This is a genomic window from Clostridium sp. C8-1-8 (assembly GCF_009928445.1).
In the GTDB taxonomy this organism is placed as follows: domain Bacteria; phylum Bacillota; class Clostridia; order Clostridiales; family Clostridiaceae; genus Clostridium_AR.
In genome coordinates this window covers 40,023-60,611 of the sequence record NZ_JAABNO010000009.1, presented here as the reverse complement: position 1 = coordinate 60,611, position 20,589 = coordinate 40,023, and the positions used below count along the sequence as shown (strand labels likewise).

The window sequence follows — 20,589 nt, the reverse complement described above, 5'->3', positions numbered from 1 at the left end:
TTATACTGTGAGCAATGCTTCTAAGTTTCCTTCTTTATCTTAAAATATCTTACTGAATACAAAGTGTGTCTAACAAATGCTAATACCTTTTTTTTTTTCTTTTCATCAATGCCATATAGCCTGTTGCAGAACATATGCATCAGACTTAAAAGTATATCTAATTTAGAATTTGTAAGTTCAAATTCCTTATCTACTTTATCAACTTGTACACCTAATCCTTTAATGCTTTCTATACTTAACACTAGTATTTTACCTATAGGCTTTTCTAAATTATCTTCTGTAAGACCAATATATTCATTATATAAAGCTATATATTTTTTCCTATTTTCTGAAAACTCTTTTCTCATAAAATCTTTGTCAATTATAGTATTAAAAATATTTAGCTGAGTCATATAGTCAATCCCTAAGTAATCCATTAAGCTTATTAAAACCATTACACCAAACTCTATTTCATCAACTGTATTAATTTTTGAAAGATTAGTTAACTTCAGAAATTCTAATGCCATATAGCTTTGCTTTTCAAAAACATCTTCTGCATGTTCAATAACTTTAATTCCACCATATCGTTCAATTTCTCTTTCATAGCAGTCCAACACAAGTTTTTCTGCCAAGCCATCATTAATCAAGTTTTTTTCAAAGCTTCTTAGTATTTTTAATACTTGTACATAATTTTTTTCCGTATCATTAAGCTTTAATCTTAATCTAATATGATGCTTTTCATCTTTATACTGTATATAAAACCACTTACTAATAAGTTCTTCTTTTTTAAGAACATCTATTAGCGCCGATACTTTTGTAGACAACATTTCCTTAGTTCTACTTTTATTATGATAAATCTTTAAGTAAATCCATTCATTAAAGATTCCAAAATTTCTAATTTCATTATCTACAATTCTATTTTTATTGTCTTTATAATTGCTCATGGTTGGATAAATATTGTTTATGTTTAAAAGCTTATCCTTCAGAAGATTCTTATTTTTTACTACCTGGAATACAAACTCATTAGCGTAGTATTGCCCATTATTAGAAATCCAAGTGTAATTTAAGTCTGCTTCCTGTAGCATTATATATTTCCTATCTTGTTTATTAAATTCATTAAATAGGATTTCCTTAAAGCTATCTATCTTTAAATCAATTAATAGCATTAAATCATCATTTCTTATATACAACAAATCAGGAATATCATATTTTAATTTAAATTGGTAGAACTTCTTTAAAAAGTTTTTATAACTTAAGGGTTCCTTAAAATCTGATTTTCTTATTCTCCAGCTCTTACTTATTAAAACAGTATTTTTATATATAACTCTAGGGGTATAGTCTAGATCAAGCATATATATATAATTAATTATTGAAAAAGGCATTACGGTATTGCAACCTTCACTAATATCTCTCAATAACTTGCATATCTTACCTGATCTCAATGTATTTAACATATGATTTGTTGTCACTATCAACTTTTTATTATATTTCTTACTTTTTAAATACAAAGCATCATTTTCTAGACCTATATATATATCATTTATATCTATATTAGGTTTCTCACCTTCCACTGGAAGATTAGCTATGTTTATCTGGAAATCTCTAAAATTATTAGATATTGATACATTTGTTGATCTTGGGTCAATGTCTAAACTTATTAGTTCGCATTTAATAAAATCTTCACTTAATAGTGTATCTTCTTCCAGCTTTATTTCTTTATACATATTAGAAGTATCTTTTAAAACATCATAAAATCTTCCTACACTCTTTCCAGCACCTAAGGATCCATAGTTTGCTCCAAGTTTTAGCTTGTATCTATTGCTATTTACTTCACTAATACTTTCAGCTAAAATACTGAGATTTAATTCCATAGAATCTGGAAAACACTCAGCTTTAGTCTTCTCTGATATCTCATCTATGTCATCATCATATAAAATTACATCACTATTATTCTTTATGGCATCTATAATTTTTCTTTTAATAAAATTATTTTTTAATATATCCTTATTTAGATACTTTCCACCCTCTTCTTCACCTTTTTCTTCATCATAACCTACTCCGTATATTGGATCTATAGCTTCTAATAAAGGTACTTCCCTATAATGTCCATACTTTTCTCCGAAGTTTTCTTTAAATATACTTAAGCTATCTTCTACATGAAGCTTTCCATTAAAATGTGCTAAGAAGTTGACTAGTTCACTTACTTCAGCTTTAATATTTTCACCTAATTTTATTTTAAAAGGATTAGTTATATCTACCTGGATGTAGGATTTATTTTCTATTATGTTGGCCATTAAATTTTGTATCTCATCTAATAATGCTAAGCCTTCTGATTTTTTTAAAGAATTATATTGCTTAATCAATAAATTAACTTTGTATAGCTCTTGTAAAAATTCTATCTGAAACCTGTTAGTTTTTAGTCTCTCTAATATGTAATCTAAAGGGGAACTCTCATTAATTTTAGGTCTTATTTCCGTATATATATATTCATTCTTTATTAATTCTTCTAAAAGATTGTCCAAAACAGAATTAGCTACCTTTAGATTTTTTCTTCTAAATACCTCTTGAATATCGTCATATCTAGCACCATCTCTCAGAATACTCAATATAAATCTTATATTAGGCTTATTGTTTATATAGCATTTTCCCTTATAAGATTCGTTATTTTTATAATGGTTAAAGCAGGTTATTACAGGATTCTCAATCTTATTTCCATACTCACATATATTTCTACTAGTATATAAATAAAAAGCTTTATATCCCTTATAATCTATCTCAATTTTCTTTATTAATTTTACCAACCACTCATAGTCTACCCTTATTCTCTTATTAAAGTTATCATCGTCATAACTTACTGCTGTGTTATCATCAAAGCTCCCAATTGATACTCCTGAAAATAATCCAAATGGAGTAGTTCTTGTTGATATTCTACTATAATATTTCATTACTACATTGTTTACCGAACCATTAAACTTCTGTTTTTTTATGCTATCATACAAGCTAGGGCTTGCTACCTTAATAGCTTCTTTAAAATAATTATCTTTCAAAACCTCTTCAATACAATCTTCACTTGCAAAGCTTTCACAAGCATTAATTGGAAATGCTGGGACCCTTATAGCAAAATCCTTCAATAACTTATACTGTTCGTTTTCCTTCATAAGTACCACCTGTTTCTAATTTAAATTCTCTATACTTCTCAACAAAATCATTTAAATCATTTGTGTCTACATATATATACGCCAAAGTCTCAAACAGTTTATATTTATCATGGATATACCTTCTTTTCTTAATTTGTTCCTTATATGCTAAGTATGGATTCTCTTTAAAAGAATTAGTTTTCTTATGTGGAAAATGTATAGCTATAGCTCTTCTATTTAATTTATAAATCACGTCATTCATAAACAAATTAATTCCTAAGTCGGTGTCTTCTCCACCCCAAGTATCAAACCATTCATCAAATCCTCCACATTGCTTTAAAAAATCTTTTCTAACTGATAAGTTTCCACTCCAGCATATAACCCAAGGTGCCGGCCATAACTCTATATTCTCTCCTAGTTTTTTATATAGAGATTCCCTTATATCATTACCTTCATTACTTTTTATCTTCTCAATACTTTCCTCAATATATCTTCTATTATATGACTTAATAATATCTACTTTTTTATCATCTATCTGCGAAAATCCAACCACATCCCCTATTACTACATCTTTTAGACCTGTATGGAAATTTATGTGTTCTTCGATAAAAGCCTTATTGGCTATACAGCCTGAATCTATAAATATACATATATCTCCATCTGAATTTTCTATTCCAACATTTCTTGCTTTTGCTACTCTAAAGCCATTATCCTCTTGGAAAAAATATTTTACATTTATACTGTTTCTAAATAACTCTACAACTTCTCTAGTCCTATCGCTTGATCCATCATCACAAACTATAACTTCAAACTTATCTTTACTTAAACTCTGATTTTCTAAGCTGTATAAGGTTTCATACAGTAACTTTTCTCTGTTGTATGTAGGTATAATAACCGATGCTAAGTACTCCATAACCCCTCCAGAATCTCTATAAAATATTAGGACAAAAGAAATTTCTTTTGCCCTAAAGTTTTTTGGTGAAAGACTATTAGCCGCAATATCCACCAGGTACACAATAATCGCTATAAGTGTGCTTTGCTAATGTCTTTCCTCCAACTATTCCTATTTCCTCTTCCTCTGTTAGTTCAGAACCTAATTCGAAGTCAAGATCCAACTCCATTTCTTCAATGTCTTTTCTGTTCATGATAAATACCTCCTAAATATAATATTTATATAAAAACCCCTAATGTTGTTTCATTAGTGATTTTTTTTCACCTAAAAATACCTATATATAAGCTCTAAATACTAAAAGGCAAATTAATAATTATAAATTATTGCGATATATGTCACCTTACTAACATTAACTTAGCTATAACGTCCTTTGACTTATTATTGTAATTTATAAGTGCCAGTGCTATTCCAATAATACCTTCCCACAGGTCAATGCTAGATTCTCCTCTAGACTCAGTTTTGTTTAAGTCTTCTAAGACTTTACTTGACTGTAACCACTCCAATATTTTATTTACAATTACATCAGCAGCTTCCTTTATTGCTTCCACTTTTGTATCTTCATACATTTCATTAAGTATTACTAATACGCCTGAATAACCATGGCATATTATGTAAGTACTCATATTTACTCTTTCAAGGTTTATACTCACTTGCTTAAAAGTATCAATAGCTAATTCAATATATGTAGGATCATTTAAGGCTTGTCCACCTAAATACATTGCTCTTGCTACTCCTGTTACTCCATAGCACCATCCATAATCGTCTAAATTATAGTCATTAAATTTATTGTTTAAATAATCATCTATACTTAAAATGCTTGGCCAATAATTTATTCCATTAATATTCTTCATACTGCTTTTCAACTCTTGTAATAAAGTGCTTATGGCTTCTTCCATTCCAATAACTTCAAAGCCATTTATTTTTACTATTGCCAATGAACTTAAAATTCCTGCTAGTCCATGAGCCATTCCATAATCTATAATCCCATTTGGATTTCTTCTTTTTCTTAATTCATCTAATCTGCCAGGTTTCACATAATAGTTGGGATAGTCATACTTATTACATTTAGTCAAATTCACAAGATATTTAAGTACTTTATTGATAAGCATATTGAACTTATCACTTTCCTTGAATTCAACTAAATATCTTAAGGATGATGCTAGTCCTTCTATGCAATCATAGTCCTCATAGCTTATATCGTAGTTTTCTAAACTTTTCTCAGCTCTCTGAATTTTTTTTATTATTATACTATAAACGATTTCATTTACAGAATTAAGAAGTTTTTCTACTTTCATTCCATTCTTTCGTAGCTCCAAAAGCATAAGTCCTATACCACAATATCCATAAAGCATTCCAGTTTTATTCTTTAAATATGGCTGTGATACTTGAATATTTTTCTTAAATTGTCCTATATAGTGTCTTAACGCAACATCGAATTTTCTATTTATCAAATCTTCTTCAACTTGAGAAAGATATAATATTATTTCTGGATATCCTGAATATAAGAAATACTGTTCCCAAGATGCACATAAATTCATTTTTTCTTCAAAATTATCAATGTCTGTTACGATATTTAATAATTTCAAAATAAAATCACGAATTTCCTCTTTATACATTTTTAATTCTTCCTTTTATATCTTTGAAATAACATAGTCTAATATTTCATCTATACTTAAAGACTTTTCAAAATTCTCTTTAACTTTTAATAAATTGTCTTTGTAAAATTTATTACTAATAAGCTCATTAATGCATTGTATAAATTCATCTTTAGAAATTTCATTTTCATTTATATGCTTTCCTATCCCTAGTTCTTCAATTTTATATGCATTATACATCTGATCGTTAATTAAAGGATTAACTAACATTGGCACTAAGTTACTTATTGACTCACAAATACTGTTATATCCTCCAGCAGTTATAAATAAATCGCATCTCCTAAGTATCTCCTGCTGATTCAAATTACTTCTCACTACTACATTTTTAGGAAGTTCAACCTTATAACTTTTCTTTATATTTGGGATTGAAATTATTAAGTTGTAATCTGTTTTTTTTATGGCGTTTATGACTAAATTGTAAAAACTATTCTTTGCTTTTATCATTGATCCTGTAGCTAAATAGATTAATTTCTTATCACTGTGAAGAAATTCATTTATTCTCTCATCTTCAACACCATCAGGATACATATTTTTCAATATAGGTTTTGCTATTAGGTATTCTTTATCTCCCCCCATCACTTCTGGTTGCACTAAGTTTCCTCCAAAGCATATATTAATATCATCTTCTCCATCAACGATACTAACAGGGTTTATATACGTTATACCTAGCTTTTTACTTATCTCTATATGTCTTTTTATAATTTCCTCATAAAAGTTACTACCTTCTATTGGGATTACCTTTTCCAGGTTTACAGAATTAAATAAGCCATATAATTTTATTGGATTCTTCCTCACTTCAGCATTAGGTAAAGTTATAAGACAATTAACTCCAACAGTTTTTTTACCTAACATTCCAGAAACTATTTTTCCATTTATAGCTGAATAATCTCTAAAAATTATATCCGGTTTTATTTGTAATATCTCATTGTAGTTATATTCAGCCATCTCCTTAAACATATACAAAAGTCTTTCTTTAAACTCGCAACTATTTTTTATGACTTCTTCAACTTCGTAATCCTTTACATTTGACTCATAGACCCACTTTAAAATTTCATCTATATTTAAATATTCATGAAATTCAATTCCTAAGTCCTCTACATTTTTTTTGTATTCTTTAAACCCAAAATAATCTATCTTTACATTCTTTCTTAATAAGCCTTCCAAAATAGGAAAAACAGCATTAAAGTTGCTTTGTGTCTGCCATCCAAAAAAAATAACTTTTTTAAATATTTTCCAATCATCTCCTTTTCTATATTTTACCATTTGATGTTCTATTTGTAACTATTATTTTTTATTTTTATACTTTTTACATTAAATATATATATTTTTTAAACACTTATGTAATTTCCACATCAAATATTATATATGTTTTTAACAATAGAACCTTTTTTTTACATTCGTATCATATTTAAAAATAATAAAAGGCAAGTAATTTTTATGCATTAAAAATCACTTGCCTTTTCTAGGTTTACATATTATCTTGTTGGTTTACTTGCCGCAATAAAGTTTTTATAGTTTTCTACACGTGTTTTATATTCCTCTGATTTCTTTAAGCTCATAGTAGTTGCAACTGTCTTTTTGATATCATCTGCATGAATGAACTTTCCAGATAGCGTGTCATGAGCATGGTCTAATTGTTCTTCTGGGAATTCAAATCTCACTTTGCCATCAACGATTTTAACTTCTCCTTCAATACCACATAGGCAGCAAACAGCGTGAGTTGATTCTCTGTCTAAGAAGAAGTTTCTGCTATGACAGTGAGGACAAACCCCTTCTTCTCCCTTATAGGAAGCATTTTCAATATCCTTTGCAGCTTTTGCAAGATTAGTACCTATCTCATGTACTCTTGCAACTTTATCATCATCTACAATTATACCCGTAGACCAAGGAAATACTTCGTTATTTATAACCTTCCACATAGGTGTTAATGATTGAATTCCTGAATCACATTGGAATGCTGTAATCCAATCTGAACCGCCTATACCAATATATGAAACCACTTTATCTTTTAATATTCTTGGATCTATAGCTTTGCCGCCTGTTTCTTTAGCAATTTTATCGGCTACAACATTGTTACCTCTATCCATTCTTGGCCCAAAACGATCTCTTATAGTAAGGAACATGCTTGGAGCCCCTTTACAGAAAATAGGATTAGCAAAGATTATTCCATCTGCATCTAGCATCTTATCTAATAACCAATCAAAATCATCTTTTAATACACACATATTTCCTTTACCGCTCATAAGTGAATTAACGCAAGCCGTACAGCCTGTACAATGCTTTATATCTAAATCTAATAATCTTATAAACTCAACTTCAGCTCCCATTTCTTTAGCTGCTATTAAAGCTTCTTTACACATTGCATCGTTGTTACTATCTTTTCTTCCACCTGAAATTCCTAAAATTTTCATATTGAATGCCTCCACTGATGTATGAATATATACACTATTTTTCTTTCACTAACATTTTAACAATTAAATATTTCATAAAAAATCTTACTTCATAATCAATTAACTGCAATTTTCTATGCATTTTTTTCTTAAAAATTGAGTTTTTATATTTTTTCATTAAATGTTGCAGTCATAATATTAAATTTTTACACTACCATTCATATATTAGTTTTTTATATGTTATAATTCTTTATTGATAGTGTCATAAATTATAATGTTTTGTAAATTAAGCACTATTTCATTACTATGGAGGTATTTTATGAATATAACTCAAGAGCTTTTAAATTTTAAAACTTCTTCATCTATGGATTTTTCTGTACTAGCTGTGGAAAGCTTAGAACGTTATTGGCACCAAAGTATAGAACTAATATACGTATTATCTGGAGACGTTAAAGTTCAGTGCCGAAATGTACAGTATAACTTACATGAAGATGATATTATTCTTATAAATATGTTTGATGTTCATGCTTTATATGGTAATGAATGTGAAATATTATCATTAAAAATAGATATTTCTGCGCTAGACCCTGAGATTTGTCGCCTCTCTCAAAATAGATACGACTGTAACTCATCTATTGAAGAAGACAAGGAAAAATTTATTCCATTAAAGCGACTTCTTGCTTTGATAGTAAAATCTAATACTAATCCTGAAGATAATATTGAACTTTTAAATAAATCCTATATTTATGAACTGCTATACATATTAACTAACGATTTTAAAGTAGATGATACTACAAACTACAGTGATACCAATAAGAATTCAGAAAGAATCAAGAGTATACTAACTTATATAACTAAAAATTATAAAGAAAAAATATCATTAAATAATGTAGCTGAGACATTCTATTTATCTATTCCGTATATTTCAACCATTTTCAAGAAATTTATAGGTATTAGTTTTAGCGAATATTTAACGGATGTGAGACTTTCTCATGCAATAAAAGACTTAGGTGATCCTAATTTAAAAATTGACCATATTGCTGAAAAAAATGGTTTTTCAAATACCCGTTCCTTTGTTTCCGCATTTAAAAATAAATATAATAGTCTACCAAGCAACTATCGCAAAGAAATTGATAAGCTGGCTTTTACTAAAAATAAAACTATGAATGAAAGTATAAATTATTATGCCCTACGCCATAATACTTCATTTAATCACTTAGTAAGTTATCTTGACAGAGATATTATCTCATCAGAAAGTAAGACTAATACTACAATTCATGAAATAGACCCAATTGACATATCTATAAAAGGAATGGCCCTTCGGCACACCTTTAAGACTCTTACTTGTATTGGAAAGGCGAAACACATACTTATTTCTGAAATACAGCATATACTTAGCGAATTACAGCAGGATATTAGATTTGAATATATTCGATTTCATGGATTATTGGATGACGAGATGATGTTTTATTCTGAAAATGAAAATGGTGAACCTGAACTATGTTTTACCTATATTGACTTAGTAATAGATTTTCTTCTTTCCATAAACTTAAAACCATTTATAGAGCTTTCATTTATGCCAAAAGAACTTGCAAATGAACCCGAACGTACAATGTTCTTTATTAATTCAATTATTTCCCTGCCAAAAAGCATGAAAAAATGGAATTATACTATTGAAAAACTAGTCAAACATTTCATTTCACGTTATGGTAAGAAAGAAGTTGAAACCTGGCCATTTTTCTTATGGAACGAACCTGATGTTATAAAAATGTTTGGCTTTGAAGATAGAGATGACTTTTTCAATTTTTATAAACAGACCTATACCACAGTAAAAAGAGTTAACCCTAATATTCGCTTTGGGAGCTCACCTGTTTTTTCAAACACACTGATGGGCTCAAATAATTGGCTTGATAACTTCATGGAATTTTGTAAGTTAAATGATTGCTTGCCTGATTTCATAAATATGCATTTTTATCCTATGAATTTATCTGGAGAAGATGCTACAACTATTTCACGAAAAACTCATAGTGAAATAAAAAAATATCTTGTTTATCTTGAATCTAAAGATGCTTTAAAAGAATCCATTCAAGCAATAAAGAAAAGATTGAAAGAATATAATTATGACCTTGATAAACTATACCTAATTGGCTGGAATTCTTCAATATCTCAGAATGAGTTATTAAATGATACTGTATATAAATCTGCCTATATTGCTAAAAACATCTTAGAAAATTATGATGCCATCGAAAGTTTTGGTTACTGGCAAATATCAGATTTTACTGAAGAAGTGAAGATGAAAAATCAACTATTTCATGGAGGACAAGGTATTTTTACTTATAATAGAATAAAAAAATCTCACTATTATGTCTTTCAAATGCTCAATAAACTAGGGGACAATTTGCTTAAGAAAGGAAATGGCTTCTTTATAACCACAGATGGAGATTCAATTCAGATAATGTTATACAACTATCAGCATTATTCAAAATTATATTCATCAGGCCAAGTATTTGATATGACCTTTGACAAGCGATATACACCATTTCCAAAACCTCATATTCTAAAAGTTATTCTCCCACTTGTAAATCTTCCTGAAGCTGATTACAAGTTAACAGAAACTATTGTGAATAAAAACTATGGTAGCTCCTTTGACAAATGGCTTGAATTGGGCGGTCTTCCCTTAGAAAATGAAAATGATATCCAGTATTTAAAAGCTGCCTCCCTTCCAAGGATTCAGAAAAAAGTACTTTCTTCTGAAAATAATTCATTTACAATAACTGCAGAATTAGAACCTCATGAAGTTAGACTAATAGAAATAACTCCTTTTTATGGACACTAAATATCATACACACTCTTGTTATATAATCTCTTAAAGAAAAACCCATGAAAATCTAAACTACAGATTTTCATGGGGCTTAATTTTAATTCTAATCACTACTTCTGAAATACTCCAATAACTTTCAAAAGCATCTAATATACATATTTAAAGACATGTTCTAAAATTTCAATTTGTCTATTCATTGGCAGACATTTCTAATACACCTTTCTGTCTAACCCCTAACCAAAGGATAATCCCTATCAAACATGAGATCCCTTCAGTAGCTGTCATAGTCCAAATAACTCCATTAACAGCAAATATCATATTTCCAACAATCAAAATAGGCACAAATAAGACACCTCTAACAGCGGCCATAACGTTTGATTGTACACCAGCTCCTTGAGCTTGGAAGATTCCAGTAAAAAATTCACATAGAGCTGCAAATACAGTTGAAGAAAGTTGAGCTATTAGAGTTATTTGCCCAATGGCGATAACCTTAGGATCAACACTAAAGAAGCCTATTATTTGTAACCTTAGTGCAAACAGAACTGATCCTAAAGCTAATGTTAAAACTAGCATATACAATATGGTCTTTTTAATAATTTCCATGAGACGCTTTTGATTTTTGGCAGAGTAAGCAAATGCAATTAGCGGTACAACTCCCATGGCAAACCCCATGCCTATACAATCTACGATTTGAACAATTCTTTGTGCAATTCCAAATCCAGCCACAACAGTATCTCCATAAATCATAGAATAATTATTAAAAAGTAGACTTATAATCACAAAAAATCCACTAAGTAATAAAGCTGAAACTCCAACCTTAAAAATGTTAGTATAGATTTCCTTACTAGGCTTAAAATTCTTAATTGACAAGTTCTGAACTGTACTCTTCTTTTGAATGTAATATATAAAATATATAGCGGAGACTGTATTACCACAAATAGAAGCTAACGCTGATCCCATTACATTCATATTAAGAACGAATATGAAAAATGGATTAAGTATTATATTGACTACAATACCTGCTATGGTACCAGTCATAGAAACAGTTGATGCACCCTCAGCACGTACAGCTGCTTCCAGCGCCATGTTAGTAATAGTAATTGGAGCACCAATAACAAGTATCATTACAAAGTTTCTTGTGTATTGCAGCGTTTCACCATTGGCTCCTAGAATCGGCAAAATATAAGATAATAACGGGATACATATAATCATAAAAATAATACCCATGAACATTGATGACCAAAAATTAATGGAGCTGACTTTTTTTGTGCTGTCTTTATTGCCCTCACCTAAAAGCCTTGATATATAAGTTCCAGATCCTACTCCAAACATTTGTCCAAGTGCCATTAACACTAAAGTAAAGGGCAATGCCAGCATAACTGACGCCATCATAGCAGTATTATTTAGCTTGCCTACAAAAAAAGCATCGATTATATTATAGATAACTGATGCTATACTACTTAGCATCATGGGAATGACCATGTGCATTATCGCTTTTGTAACCGGTGCTTTTTCCAGATAGTACAGTGATTTTTGATCCATATTTTCTAAGTTTTCCATATAAAAAACTCCTTTCATTTTGTGAGTAATAAAATCAATCTTTATCAATGCTATTGCTTTTGAACTCTGTCTTACTGCTACAAACATAGTATATGGCTTCAATTTAAACTGAACTTAAATGGAATTTAAACGGAATGTAAACAAAAAGAAAAACCACCTTCTGTTAATTCAGACTGTGGTTATAAATATATTAGTTACTATTTAGGCAATAAAAAAGTTGCTGAAGCGACCTTCTTCAATGAGCTTTTCTTGCGCATGTACCTTTTCCGAACGCATGTGAAGAAGTTCTGGCAGGAGACTTATTTTTTTTACTATCTATCCTAAATAGCTGTTCTAAACCCTTGATATTACTAGTTTTAACTATTCAAAATTTTTATACTTGTCTTAACAGTAAAATAGTGAATTCCGTACCTTTTCCGATTTCACTTACAAGAGATATCTGCCCTCCATGTAAATCAACAATTTTCTTTACTATGGAAAGTCCAAGGCCGTTGCCACCCAAAGAACGATCACGGGATTTATCTACTTTATAAAACCGTTCAAAGATTCGTAGCTGATCCTGCGGTGCAATACCTACACCTGTATCGGATATTTTACATTCAATTCCCTTCTCTTTGTTTGATAATTTAACGGTTATACTTCCATTTTCCGGTGTAAACTTAATAGCATTATTAAGTAAATTTATAAATACCTGACTTAGTAAGTCCTCATCTCCACATATTGTAGTTTCTTCAAGTGAAACATCAAGTGTTATATTTTTTTCAGACCACTGAGGTTCTAACATGAGCAAAATACTTTCAATTTGTTTATTGATTTGATATCTACTTAAGTTTAAATTGTTATCATCCGATTCTAATTTAGATAATCTTAATAGATTTTCGCTTAATTTAGATAATCGCTTGCTTTCAGTCTCTATTATAGAGGCATAGTGTGTTACTTGTTCTTCACTTAAGCTTCCTTTTTTCATCAGAGAAGCAAACCCTGAGATAGAGGTTAATGGGGACTGTATCTCATGTGATACATCTGATATGAAATCTTGGCGCATCTTTTCCAAAGAACCAAGTTCCTTTGCCATTCTATTCACCTTGTCTGCTATCTCATTAAAGGGGTCTTCTTCATTTGTCTTAACAAGTACATTAAAATCACCAGAAGCCATCTTATTCATGGCTTCTACAGCTCCGCTTAATATTGGAAAATGCGAAAGGTCAAATCTTTTATGTTTATTAGCAAAGTGTTTATGCAAATATAGCCATACTCTCCAGAGTATAATATATATTACCGAAGAAGCTAACCCTTGAAAAATAACTAATATATATGAAAAGCTACTTTGTGATTGCCCGAAAATAAATATATAGATATAATGTCCGCTTAAAATACCTAGTAAGGTGGTTATAAAAATCAGTATTAGTGAAAATATATATCTGTTTCCCATCAATTCACTTCCTCCAATCTATAACCAAGCCCCCTAATAGTAGTAATCTTGAACTTATAAACCTCTGATGAAAATCTTTCTCTAAGACGATTTATGTGAACATCAAGTGTCCGCTCATTTCCCTCAAAATCAAGTCCCCATATTTCTTCTATAAGCCTATCCCGGGAAAGAGTTTTACCTGGATAACTTCCAAGGAGGAATAAAAGTTCAAATTCCTTCATTGGTATATCACATTTTTCATCATTGTTAATGATAGTATAGCTACTTTTATCCATGACTAAATCACCAATGCTGATAGTCTGTGAAGTAGCTACTTTATACCTCCTCAGAAGTGCTTTTATTCGAACTAGTAGCTCATCAAGCTCAAAGGGTTTTGTCAAATAATCATCAGCTCCAAGTTCAAAGCCCTTTACTTTTTGAGAAAGTTCGCTTTTTGCAGTCAGCATTAAAATTGGCATATCTTCATAATATCTACGTACTTGTTTACAAAATTCGTAGCCATCCATTTGCGGCATCATAATATCAAGTACACAAAGATCAATTTTTTCCTCTCCAAGCTTTTTTAAAGCATCCTTTCCATTTACAGCTTCATACACAGAAAACCCTTCATTTTTCAATACTGTGCAAATAAGCTCTCTGATATAACCATCATCATCTATAACTAAAATTTTATTCAAATCTACCACCTCCTATTGTAAGTATACATTGCAAATTTAAATACAATATAAACTTAAATTAGTTTTCTCTCTTTCTATACATTATAAAGCAAAGCGTCCGAAGATCTGTTAGGCAATATATTCTTGTCTTTTTATTCTTTCCCTATATTATTTTTAAGTCTTTACATATAATAAGTTTCAATTACTTCTATAACCTTAGAAGTTATTGAATTTAAACATAAATTTATAAAGCTTTATCTTACTCAAATAGGCAAAAACCCTAGACATTATTGTCTAGGGTTTCTTGTGGAATCAAAGCATTAACTTTGAAATCCAATAATTATAATTCAGCTATACTATATAACCTTTATCCATCCTAACGCTGATAGCTATCATAAAAGAGTTCTATCTCATTTGTGATCCCCTTCACCGTAAAGATATATTATGGATTTAAAAAAGATATATGTACTAGTATTGAATGCTTAGTAAACAAAGTGCATCTGCACTAGCTTTATGACCTACATCATTCATGTCTCTAGACTTTAAAGCCTTCTCAATTGTATTTACAGGCAATTGACCAATACCCACTTGAATTAATGTACCAACTATTATTCTTTCCATATTTAACAAAAATCCGTTTGCTGTAATTGTGATAATAATTTCATTTTTGGTTTCACTTACTTCAAGAGAAAGTATTTTTTTAATTGATTTCTTTGTTTTCTTATTAGTAGTAAAGGCTAAGAAATCATGTTCACCTACAAGGTACTTTGCAGCTTCTTTACTTTTAGCAACATTTATTGTTTGATTCATTAAGTGAACATAATGTCTTTCAAACAAAGGACGATTAGGTGCATCTTTCTTCCATAATCTATATTCATAAGTTGCACTTTTCATTAAGTATCTACTATGGAATCTTTCATCCACAGCCTCTACTGATAGTATGATAATATCATCTGTTAAATATTTTTCAAGATAATCAAAGATTTCTTTTTCACTTAATTTATTATCTGGTGCTATAAAGTTCACAATCTGCCCTTTAGCATGTACTCCAGCATCAGTATTAATTGCACCAATAACCTCTATGTCTTTTTCATAGAGCTTTGATAATATCATTTCTAACTTACCTTCAATACTCTTTTCCGCATTATCCTTGGATTTATTATACCCCATATATTTTCTACCATCATAGGCTATCGTCATTTTATAATTTTGCATTTGAATCCTCCTTTTACTTAATACCAATCAATACATTGTATCATATACTAAGATAGGTTTATATATATAAACTTTCTTATCAGAAATTCTTTTTAAGTATTCCTCTCTTTACAAAAAATATCTAAAATACTTCATTTATATATAATGAAAAGATCATACAACGTCGTGACATGTAGATTCTTTAATGAATTATATATTAGAATATCCTAGATATTTGCTAATCTGCTTATATGAAAGAATTGAACTTAATCGAAAAAGGTGTTATGCTTTCAATGTTAACCTTAGTAAAAAGTATTACATAAATATATAATATAAAATTTAAAATACTAAAGACTATATTAAAGTGCTTATTTTATAGGCTCTTTTTTAATTATAAAGCGAGGTCTAATATGTTAAAAATCGATAACTTATCCTACTCATTTCCCCAAAAGGACCTATATAGAAAAATCTCATTTACCTTAGAATATGGTCAACATTGTGCTTTTATAGGAACAAATGGTACTGGCAAAAGTACTCTAATAGATATAATTATGGATCCTGAAAAATATATGTTCGATGGTACCTTAGAGATGGACCAAAACTGTAAAATTGGATATGTAAGTCAATTCTCTCAACTAGAAAAAACAAAAGAATTTACAGTTTTCGAATATATAGGGGAAGATTTTATTAAATTACAAAATGAAATAACTTCTATATGTACCGAAATGGAGACATCTTCGGATATTGATGCCCTACTAGAAAAATATCAACAAGCTCTAGATGCATTTAGTGCAATTGATGGGGATTTTTTTGAAGATACTATTAATAAAAATTTAAATCTTGCAAATTTAATAAATCATAAAGATTCAATGATATCTGAACTAAGTGGCGGTGAATTCAAGCTTATCCAAGTAATAAAAGCAATGCTAAACAATCCAGACTTAATTATTATGGATGAACCAGATGTATTTTTAGATTTCAAGAACCTTAATTCCCTTAAAAATCTTATTAATTCACATAAGGGAACAATGTTAATTATTACACACAATAGATATCTATTGAATCACTGCTTCAACAAAATTATTCATCTTGAAAACCTGGAACTACAAGAATTCGATGGCAGCTATATTGATTATAACTTTTCATTGCTTCAAACTAAAATTGAATTACAAGAACTAGCTGCTGCTGATACTGAAGAAATTGAAAGAAACGAAATCTTAATTAATAAACTAAGAATTATTGCTACTGAGAATGCTGAATCTTTTAGAGGAAAAACTCTAAATGCTAGAGTTAAAATTCAAGAAAGATTAGAAAAACGTAGAATTAAAGCACCTTTTGTTGATATTAAAGAGGTGAATATAAATTTAGTTCCAGATAATATAACGGAAGAAGCTATTGCCCTAAAAGTTAATAATTACAGTGTTGCCTTTGACGAGGTACTTCTAGAAAATGTTAACTTTGAACTTAATTCAACTGATAAAGTAGCAATTGTAGGTTTAAATGGTACTGGAAAAACCACTTTAATTCAAGATATATTTGAAAATAATCATGGTTCTATTGAGTTAAATGAAACCATTAAAGTGGCTTATCTATCTCAAATCCAAAACAAAACAATAAATGATTCTAATACCATACATGAAGAATTCTTCGATGTTGGTTTTAAGACTTATGACCACATTAAAGAATATATTTCAACTTATGGTTTTGAAGAAGAACAAATGAATAGAAAGATAGGAACTTTATCAGGCGGAGAAAAAAACATGCTTCAATTGGCTAAGCTTTCTTCTAGTAGAGCAAATATGTTGCTTCTTGATGAACCAACAAGTCATTTAGATACCTATTCACAAGTAGCCCTAGAAAAGGCCATAAAGAACTATAAAGGTTCAATACTAATGATTTCTCATGATTTCTATTCAATTGTAAATTGTATGGATTCCGTTTTAATCATTGAAGATAAGACAATTAGAAAAATGAGCATACGTAAATTTAGAAAAATGATCTATTCTAATTATTTTGACAAAGACTATCTAGAAATTGAACAAAATAAAAAAGCTCTTGAAACAAAAATAGAATTGGCTTTAAAAGCTAATGATTATACTCTTGCAAAAACTTTATGTGAAGAGTTAGATGGGATAATTAAGTTGATGAATGGCACCAAGTGACTTACCCTCCTTTATTAAGTTTATAAGAACAGTTCCTACAAAATATCTTTAAATATTAAAGACCACATTGAATATTACCTCAATGTGGTCTCTATATAATATTAGTTTATCAACAAAATTCTGTATTAAGCTTTTACATTCATATATATTTACTTATTATGCAGTTTCTCTGAGTGCTTAAAATAAATTTTTCTTATTTTCATTATCTAAACATTAACTATTTTATTTCATCAACTGCAGTTTTACCAGCAATTCTTCCAAAGGTAAATATATCAGTTAATGCATTACCGCCAAGACGGTTACCTGCATGGATACCTCCAGCAACTTCCCCAGCAGCATAAAGATTTTTAATTGGTTTATCATTTTCATCTAATACGTGGGCTTTAGTGTCTATCTTAAGTCCCCCCATTGTATGATGAATTGCTGGCTTTCTAGGAGTAGCATAAAACGGTGCTTTTAAAACCTTTAAACTAAAGGTATCCTTATGGAATTCTGGATCAAATCCTGCATCAACATATGAATTATATTTATTAATTGTGTCTACAAGAACTGCTGGGTCCATTCCAATTTTTACTGCTAACTCTTCTAGGGTATCTGCTCTAAATAGAGTACCAGCTTCTACCTGACGGTCTAACTTTTCTTGACTTGTATTAGCTGCAGTTTTCTTTATTTCATCATCAGCTATAAGGTAGAATAACCCGCCCTGATCAATAGCAGCTTTTGTTAAAACATCTCTTCCAGAGAATTCATTAATAAATCTTTTTCCTTCTTTATTTACCATTACAAAGTTTTCAGGAGGTACTTGAACTCCACTGAATAGTTCTCCAGTTTCAGGATCGGCTACAGGCATCATTTGAGTAAAGCCCATTCCTACAAGTGCTGCTCCTACAGATTTACCAAGTAATATTCCATCACCAGTCATAGCGTAGGAATTAGTAGTTTTTATATCATCAGCAATTTCATTCCAGTAAGTGTTGTATTCTTTTAGCATCTTTGTATTTGCACCAAAACCACCACTTGCAAGCACTACTGCTTTTGCATGAACAGTTATCTTTTGGCCATTAACACCAGTTGCTATAACTCCCTTTATCTCACCATCTTCTATGATAAATTCTTTTACAGGGCTATCAGTAATGATTTTTCCTGAGTTATCTTGTACATATTTTGTTAGTGCAAGTATAAAGGATGAGCCATGGCTTTTGGTAGGCTTATGACCACGACGCCAAAGTGCACCTACAGGAGCAAATACTATGCTCTTATCGTACTCAACTCCTATTTCCTCTAGCCATTTAACACTTTCTAAAGCTCTGTCAGTAAGTATCTTTACAAGATCATATTGTCCGTATATAGTATTGCCATTAAGGTCAGTTCTTTTACCACCAAAATATGTTTGCATTCTGTGAAGTAGTGGAGAGTCAAATAGATGTCCCTTTTGTGTGCCAAACTTTTTCTGGTAAGCAGTAAATTCTTCTCTAAGTGCACGGAAATCATCTATATATTCTGGATGAATTAAACTCTCATCTGTATCTAGTAGTGCTTCTATAGTATGTCTTTCTCCTTGATTTTCTTCAAACTGCATCTGCCACTCTGGGTCTGCAGCATTGACAGGACCACCAGAACGTATAGTATTTCCACCTACTGCTGGATACTTCTCAAGAACAATAGCACTTTTGCCATTTTGTAGTGCTGTTGCAGCTGCACTTAATCCAGCGCCGCCTCCGCCTACAACTACTACATCACAAGTATATTCTTCATCTTCTTTGATTAAGCTGCTAGCAGGCTTTGGACGTCTCTTAAGTATGTCAGGATTAACTCCTGCAAGTTTAACTGCTTTTGCTACACCGTCTATTACAGCATTACTAGTTTCTGAAGCACCTGAAAGAGCATCAACATTCAATGTCTGTCCTTCGATTATTTTATCTGGTATTCTTACAAAAACTACATCTGCAAGCCCCTCTGTCTCGCCCTCTGTATTTATATCTATACTTTCTATTCTGTTCTCACTAAAGGATACTTTCATTGGAAGACTTCCGCTGTGCCCTATTGCACTTACCTCATATACTCCTGGTTTGAAGGTAAACTCTTCTTCTTCGTTTAGCTGATTTGAAATCTTTGCAAAACGCATAAAACGTAGGAAGCATATTTCTAGGAAGTCTATTGTTCTTTCATTGTTTAGATTACCTTGCTCATCAAAGGCTTTGTTTGCACTTCCAAGTAAAAATTCATATCCTGGCATTACATTTGCATCAACACCTGGTGCATCTAAGATTTGACGAAGATGTAGCTGTGCACGAGAAGAACCTTGACTATCAAGAGAAGCTCCAAGGATCATTACTGGTTTGCCAGCAAGTGGGTGAAGATCAAAGCTTAGCCATTCAATTAAGCTTTTAAGACTAGATGGTATTGAGTGATTATACTCAGGAGTAGCTATAATAACACCATCACTTTCTGTAATCTTATTATTGAACATCTGTATCACTTCACTTGAGGACTGATTATCAGATTGATTAAACATAGGAACATCCGTAATCTCAAGTATCTCTATTTCTGCCTTTGATTCAAAGTATTTTTTCATAAACTGAAGTAGTTTACGATTGTATGATCTTTTTGCACTAGTTCCAACAATTGCTATAAATTTCATTGATATTAAT

The 20,589-nt window shown here is 30.3% G+C and carries 13 protein-coding genes; 2 read left to right on the top strand and 11 right to left on the bottom strand.

The features are described from left to right. Positions 1 to 20 precede the first annotated feature (20 nt). The 6 genes from GXK57_RS11285 to GXK57_RS11260 all read right to left on the bottom strand — a co-directional run bounded on the left by GXK57_RS11285 (position 21) and on the right by GXK57_RS11260 (position 8,134). Positions 21 to 3,137: a lantibiotic dehydratase gene (locus GXK57_RS11285; RefSeq protein WP_160675925.1), complete on the bottom strand. Its 3,117-nt coding sequence runs from the start codon at positions 3,135 to 3,137 to the stop codon at positions 21 to 23. Then, the gene (locus GXK57_RS11280; RefSeq protein ID WP_160675922.1) at positions 3,115 to 4,029 is read right to left on the bottom strand and encodes a glycosyltransferase; all 915 of its coding nucleotides are present in this window, start codon (positions 4,027 to 4,029) and stop codon (positions 3,115 to 3,117) included. The genes GXK57_RS11285 and GXK57_RS11280 overlap by 23 nt, the downstream gene beginning before the upstream one ends. 76 nt (positions 4,030 to 4,105) lie before the next feature. Next, entirely contained in the window at positions 4,106 to 4,261 is a 156-nt protein-coding gene (locus tag GXK57_RS11275) for a hypothetical protein (protein WP_160675919.1), read from the bottom strand. A gap of 142 nt (positions 4,262 to 4,403) precedes the next feature. Then, positions 4,404 to 5,684: a lanthionine synthetase C family protein gene (locus GXK57_RS11270; protein ID WP_160675916.1), complete on the bottom strand. Its 1,281-nt coding sequence runs from the start codon at positions 5,682 to 5,684 to the stop codon at positions 4,404 to 4,406. A gap of 15 nt (positions 5,685 to 5,699) precedes the next feature. After that, the gene (locus GXK57_RS11265; RefSeq protein ID WP_160675913.1) at positions 5,700 to 6,986 is read right to left on the bottom strand and encodes a glycosyltransferase; all 1,287 of its coding nucleotides are present in this window, start codon (positions 6,984 to 6,986) and stop codon (positions 5,700 to 5,702) included. 212 nt (positions 6,987 to 7,198) lie between these two features. Beyond that, positions 7,199 to 8,134 (bottom strand): NAD(P)H-dependent oxidoreductase, encoded by a 936-nt coding sequence (locus tag GXK57_RS11260; RefSeq protein ID WP_160675910.1) that lies wholly within the window; start codon positions 8,132 to 8,134, stop codon positions 7,199 to 7,201. 298 nt (positions 8,135 to 8,432) lie between these two features. Between GXK57_RS11260 and GXK57_RS11255 the strand changes: the two genes are divergently transcribed. Continuing rightward, on the top strand, positions 8,433 to 10,949 hold the full coding sequence (locus GXK57_RS11255; protein ID WP_160675907.1) for a helix-turn-helix domain-containing protein: 2,517 nt from the start codon (positions 8,433 to 8,435) through the stop codon (positions 10,947 to 10,949). Positions 10,950 to 11,123: 174 nt separating this feature from the next. Here GXK57_RS11255 and GXK57_RS11250 read toward each other — a convergent pair whose 3' ends face one another. The 4 genes from GXK57_RS11250 to truA all read right to left on the bottom strand — a co-directional run bounded on the left by GXK57_RS11250 (position 11,124) and on the right by truA (position 15,797). Further along, positions 11,124 to 12,494 carry an MATE family efflux transporter gene (locus GXK57_RS11250; protein WP_160675904.1) on the bottom strand — a complete coding sequence of 457 codons (1,371 nt, stop codon included), beginning with the start codon at positions 12,492 to 12,494 and terminating at the stop codon, positions 11,124 to 11,126. A 373-nt stretch (positions 12,495 to 12,867) separates the two neighbouring features. Beyond that, positions 12,868 to 13,926 carry a HAMP domain-containing sensor histidine kinase gene (locus GXK57_RS11245; protein ID WP_160675901.1) on the bottom strand — a complete coding sequence of 353 codons (1,059 nt, stop codon included), beginning with the start codon at positions 13,924 to 13,926 and terminating at the stop codon, positions 12,868 to 12,870. After that, entirely contained in the window at positions 13,926 to 14,603 is a 678-nt protein-coding gene (locus GXK57_RS11240) for a response regulator transcription factor (protein WP_160675898.1), read from the bottom strand. Before GXK57_RS11240 ends, GXK57_RS11245 begins: the two co-directional genes overlap by 1 nt. A 447-nt stretch (positions 14,604 to 15,050) precedes the next feature. Next, on the bottom strand, positions 15,051 to 15,797 hold the full coding sequence (truA, locus tag GXK57_RS11235; RefSeq protein WP_160675895.1) for a tRNA pseudouridine(38-40) synthase TruA: 747 nt from the start codon (positions 15,795 to 15,797) through the stop codon (positions 15,051 to 15,053). A 389-nt stretch (positions 15,798 to 16,186) separates the two neighbouring features. On the opposite strand from truA, the gene GXK57_RS11230 reads away from it, so the two are divergent. Then, entirely contained in the window at positions 16,187 to 17,938 is a 1,752-nt protein-coding gene (locus GXK57_RS11230; RefSeq protein WP_160675892.1) for an ATP-binding cassette domain-containing protein, read from the top strand. Positions 17,939 to 18,155: 217 nt separating this feature from the next. Here GXK57_RS11230 and GXK57_RS11225 read toward each other — a convergent pair whose 3' ends face one another. Further along, positions 18,156 to 20,579 (bottom strand): flavocytochrome c, encoded by a 2,424-nt coding sequence (locus tag GXK57_RS11225; protein WP_160675889.1) that lies wholly within the window; start codon positions 20,577 to 20,579, stop codon positions 18,156 to 18,158. Positions 20,580 to 20,589: the final 10 nt, after the last annotated feature.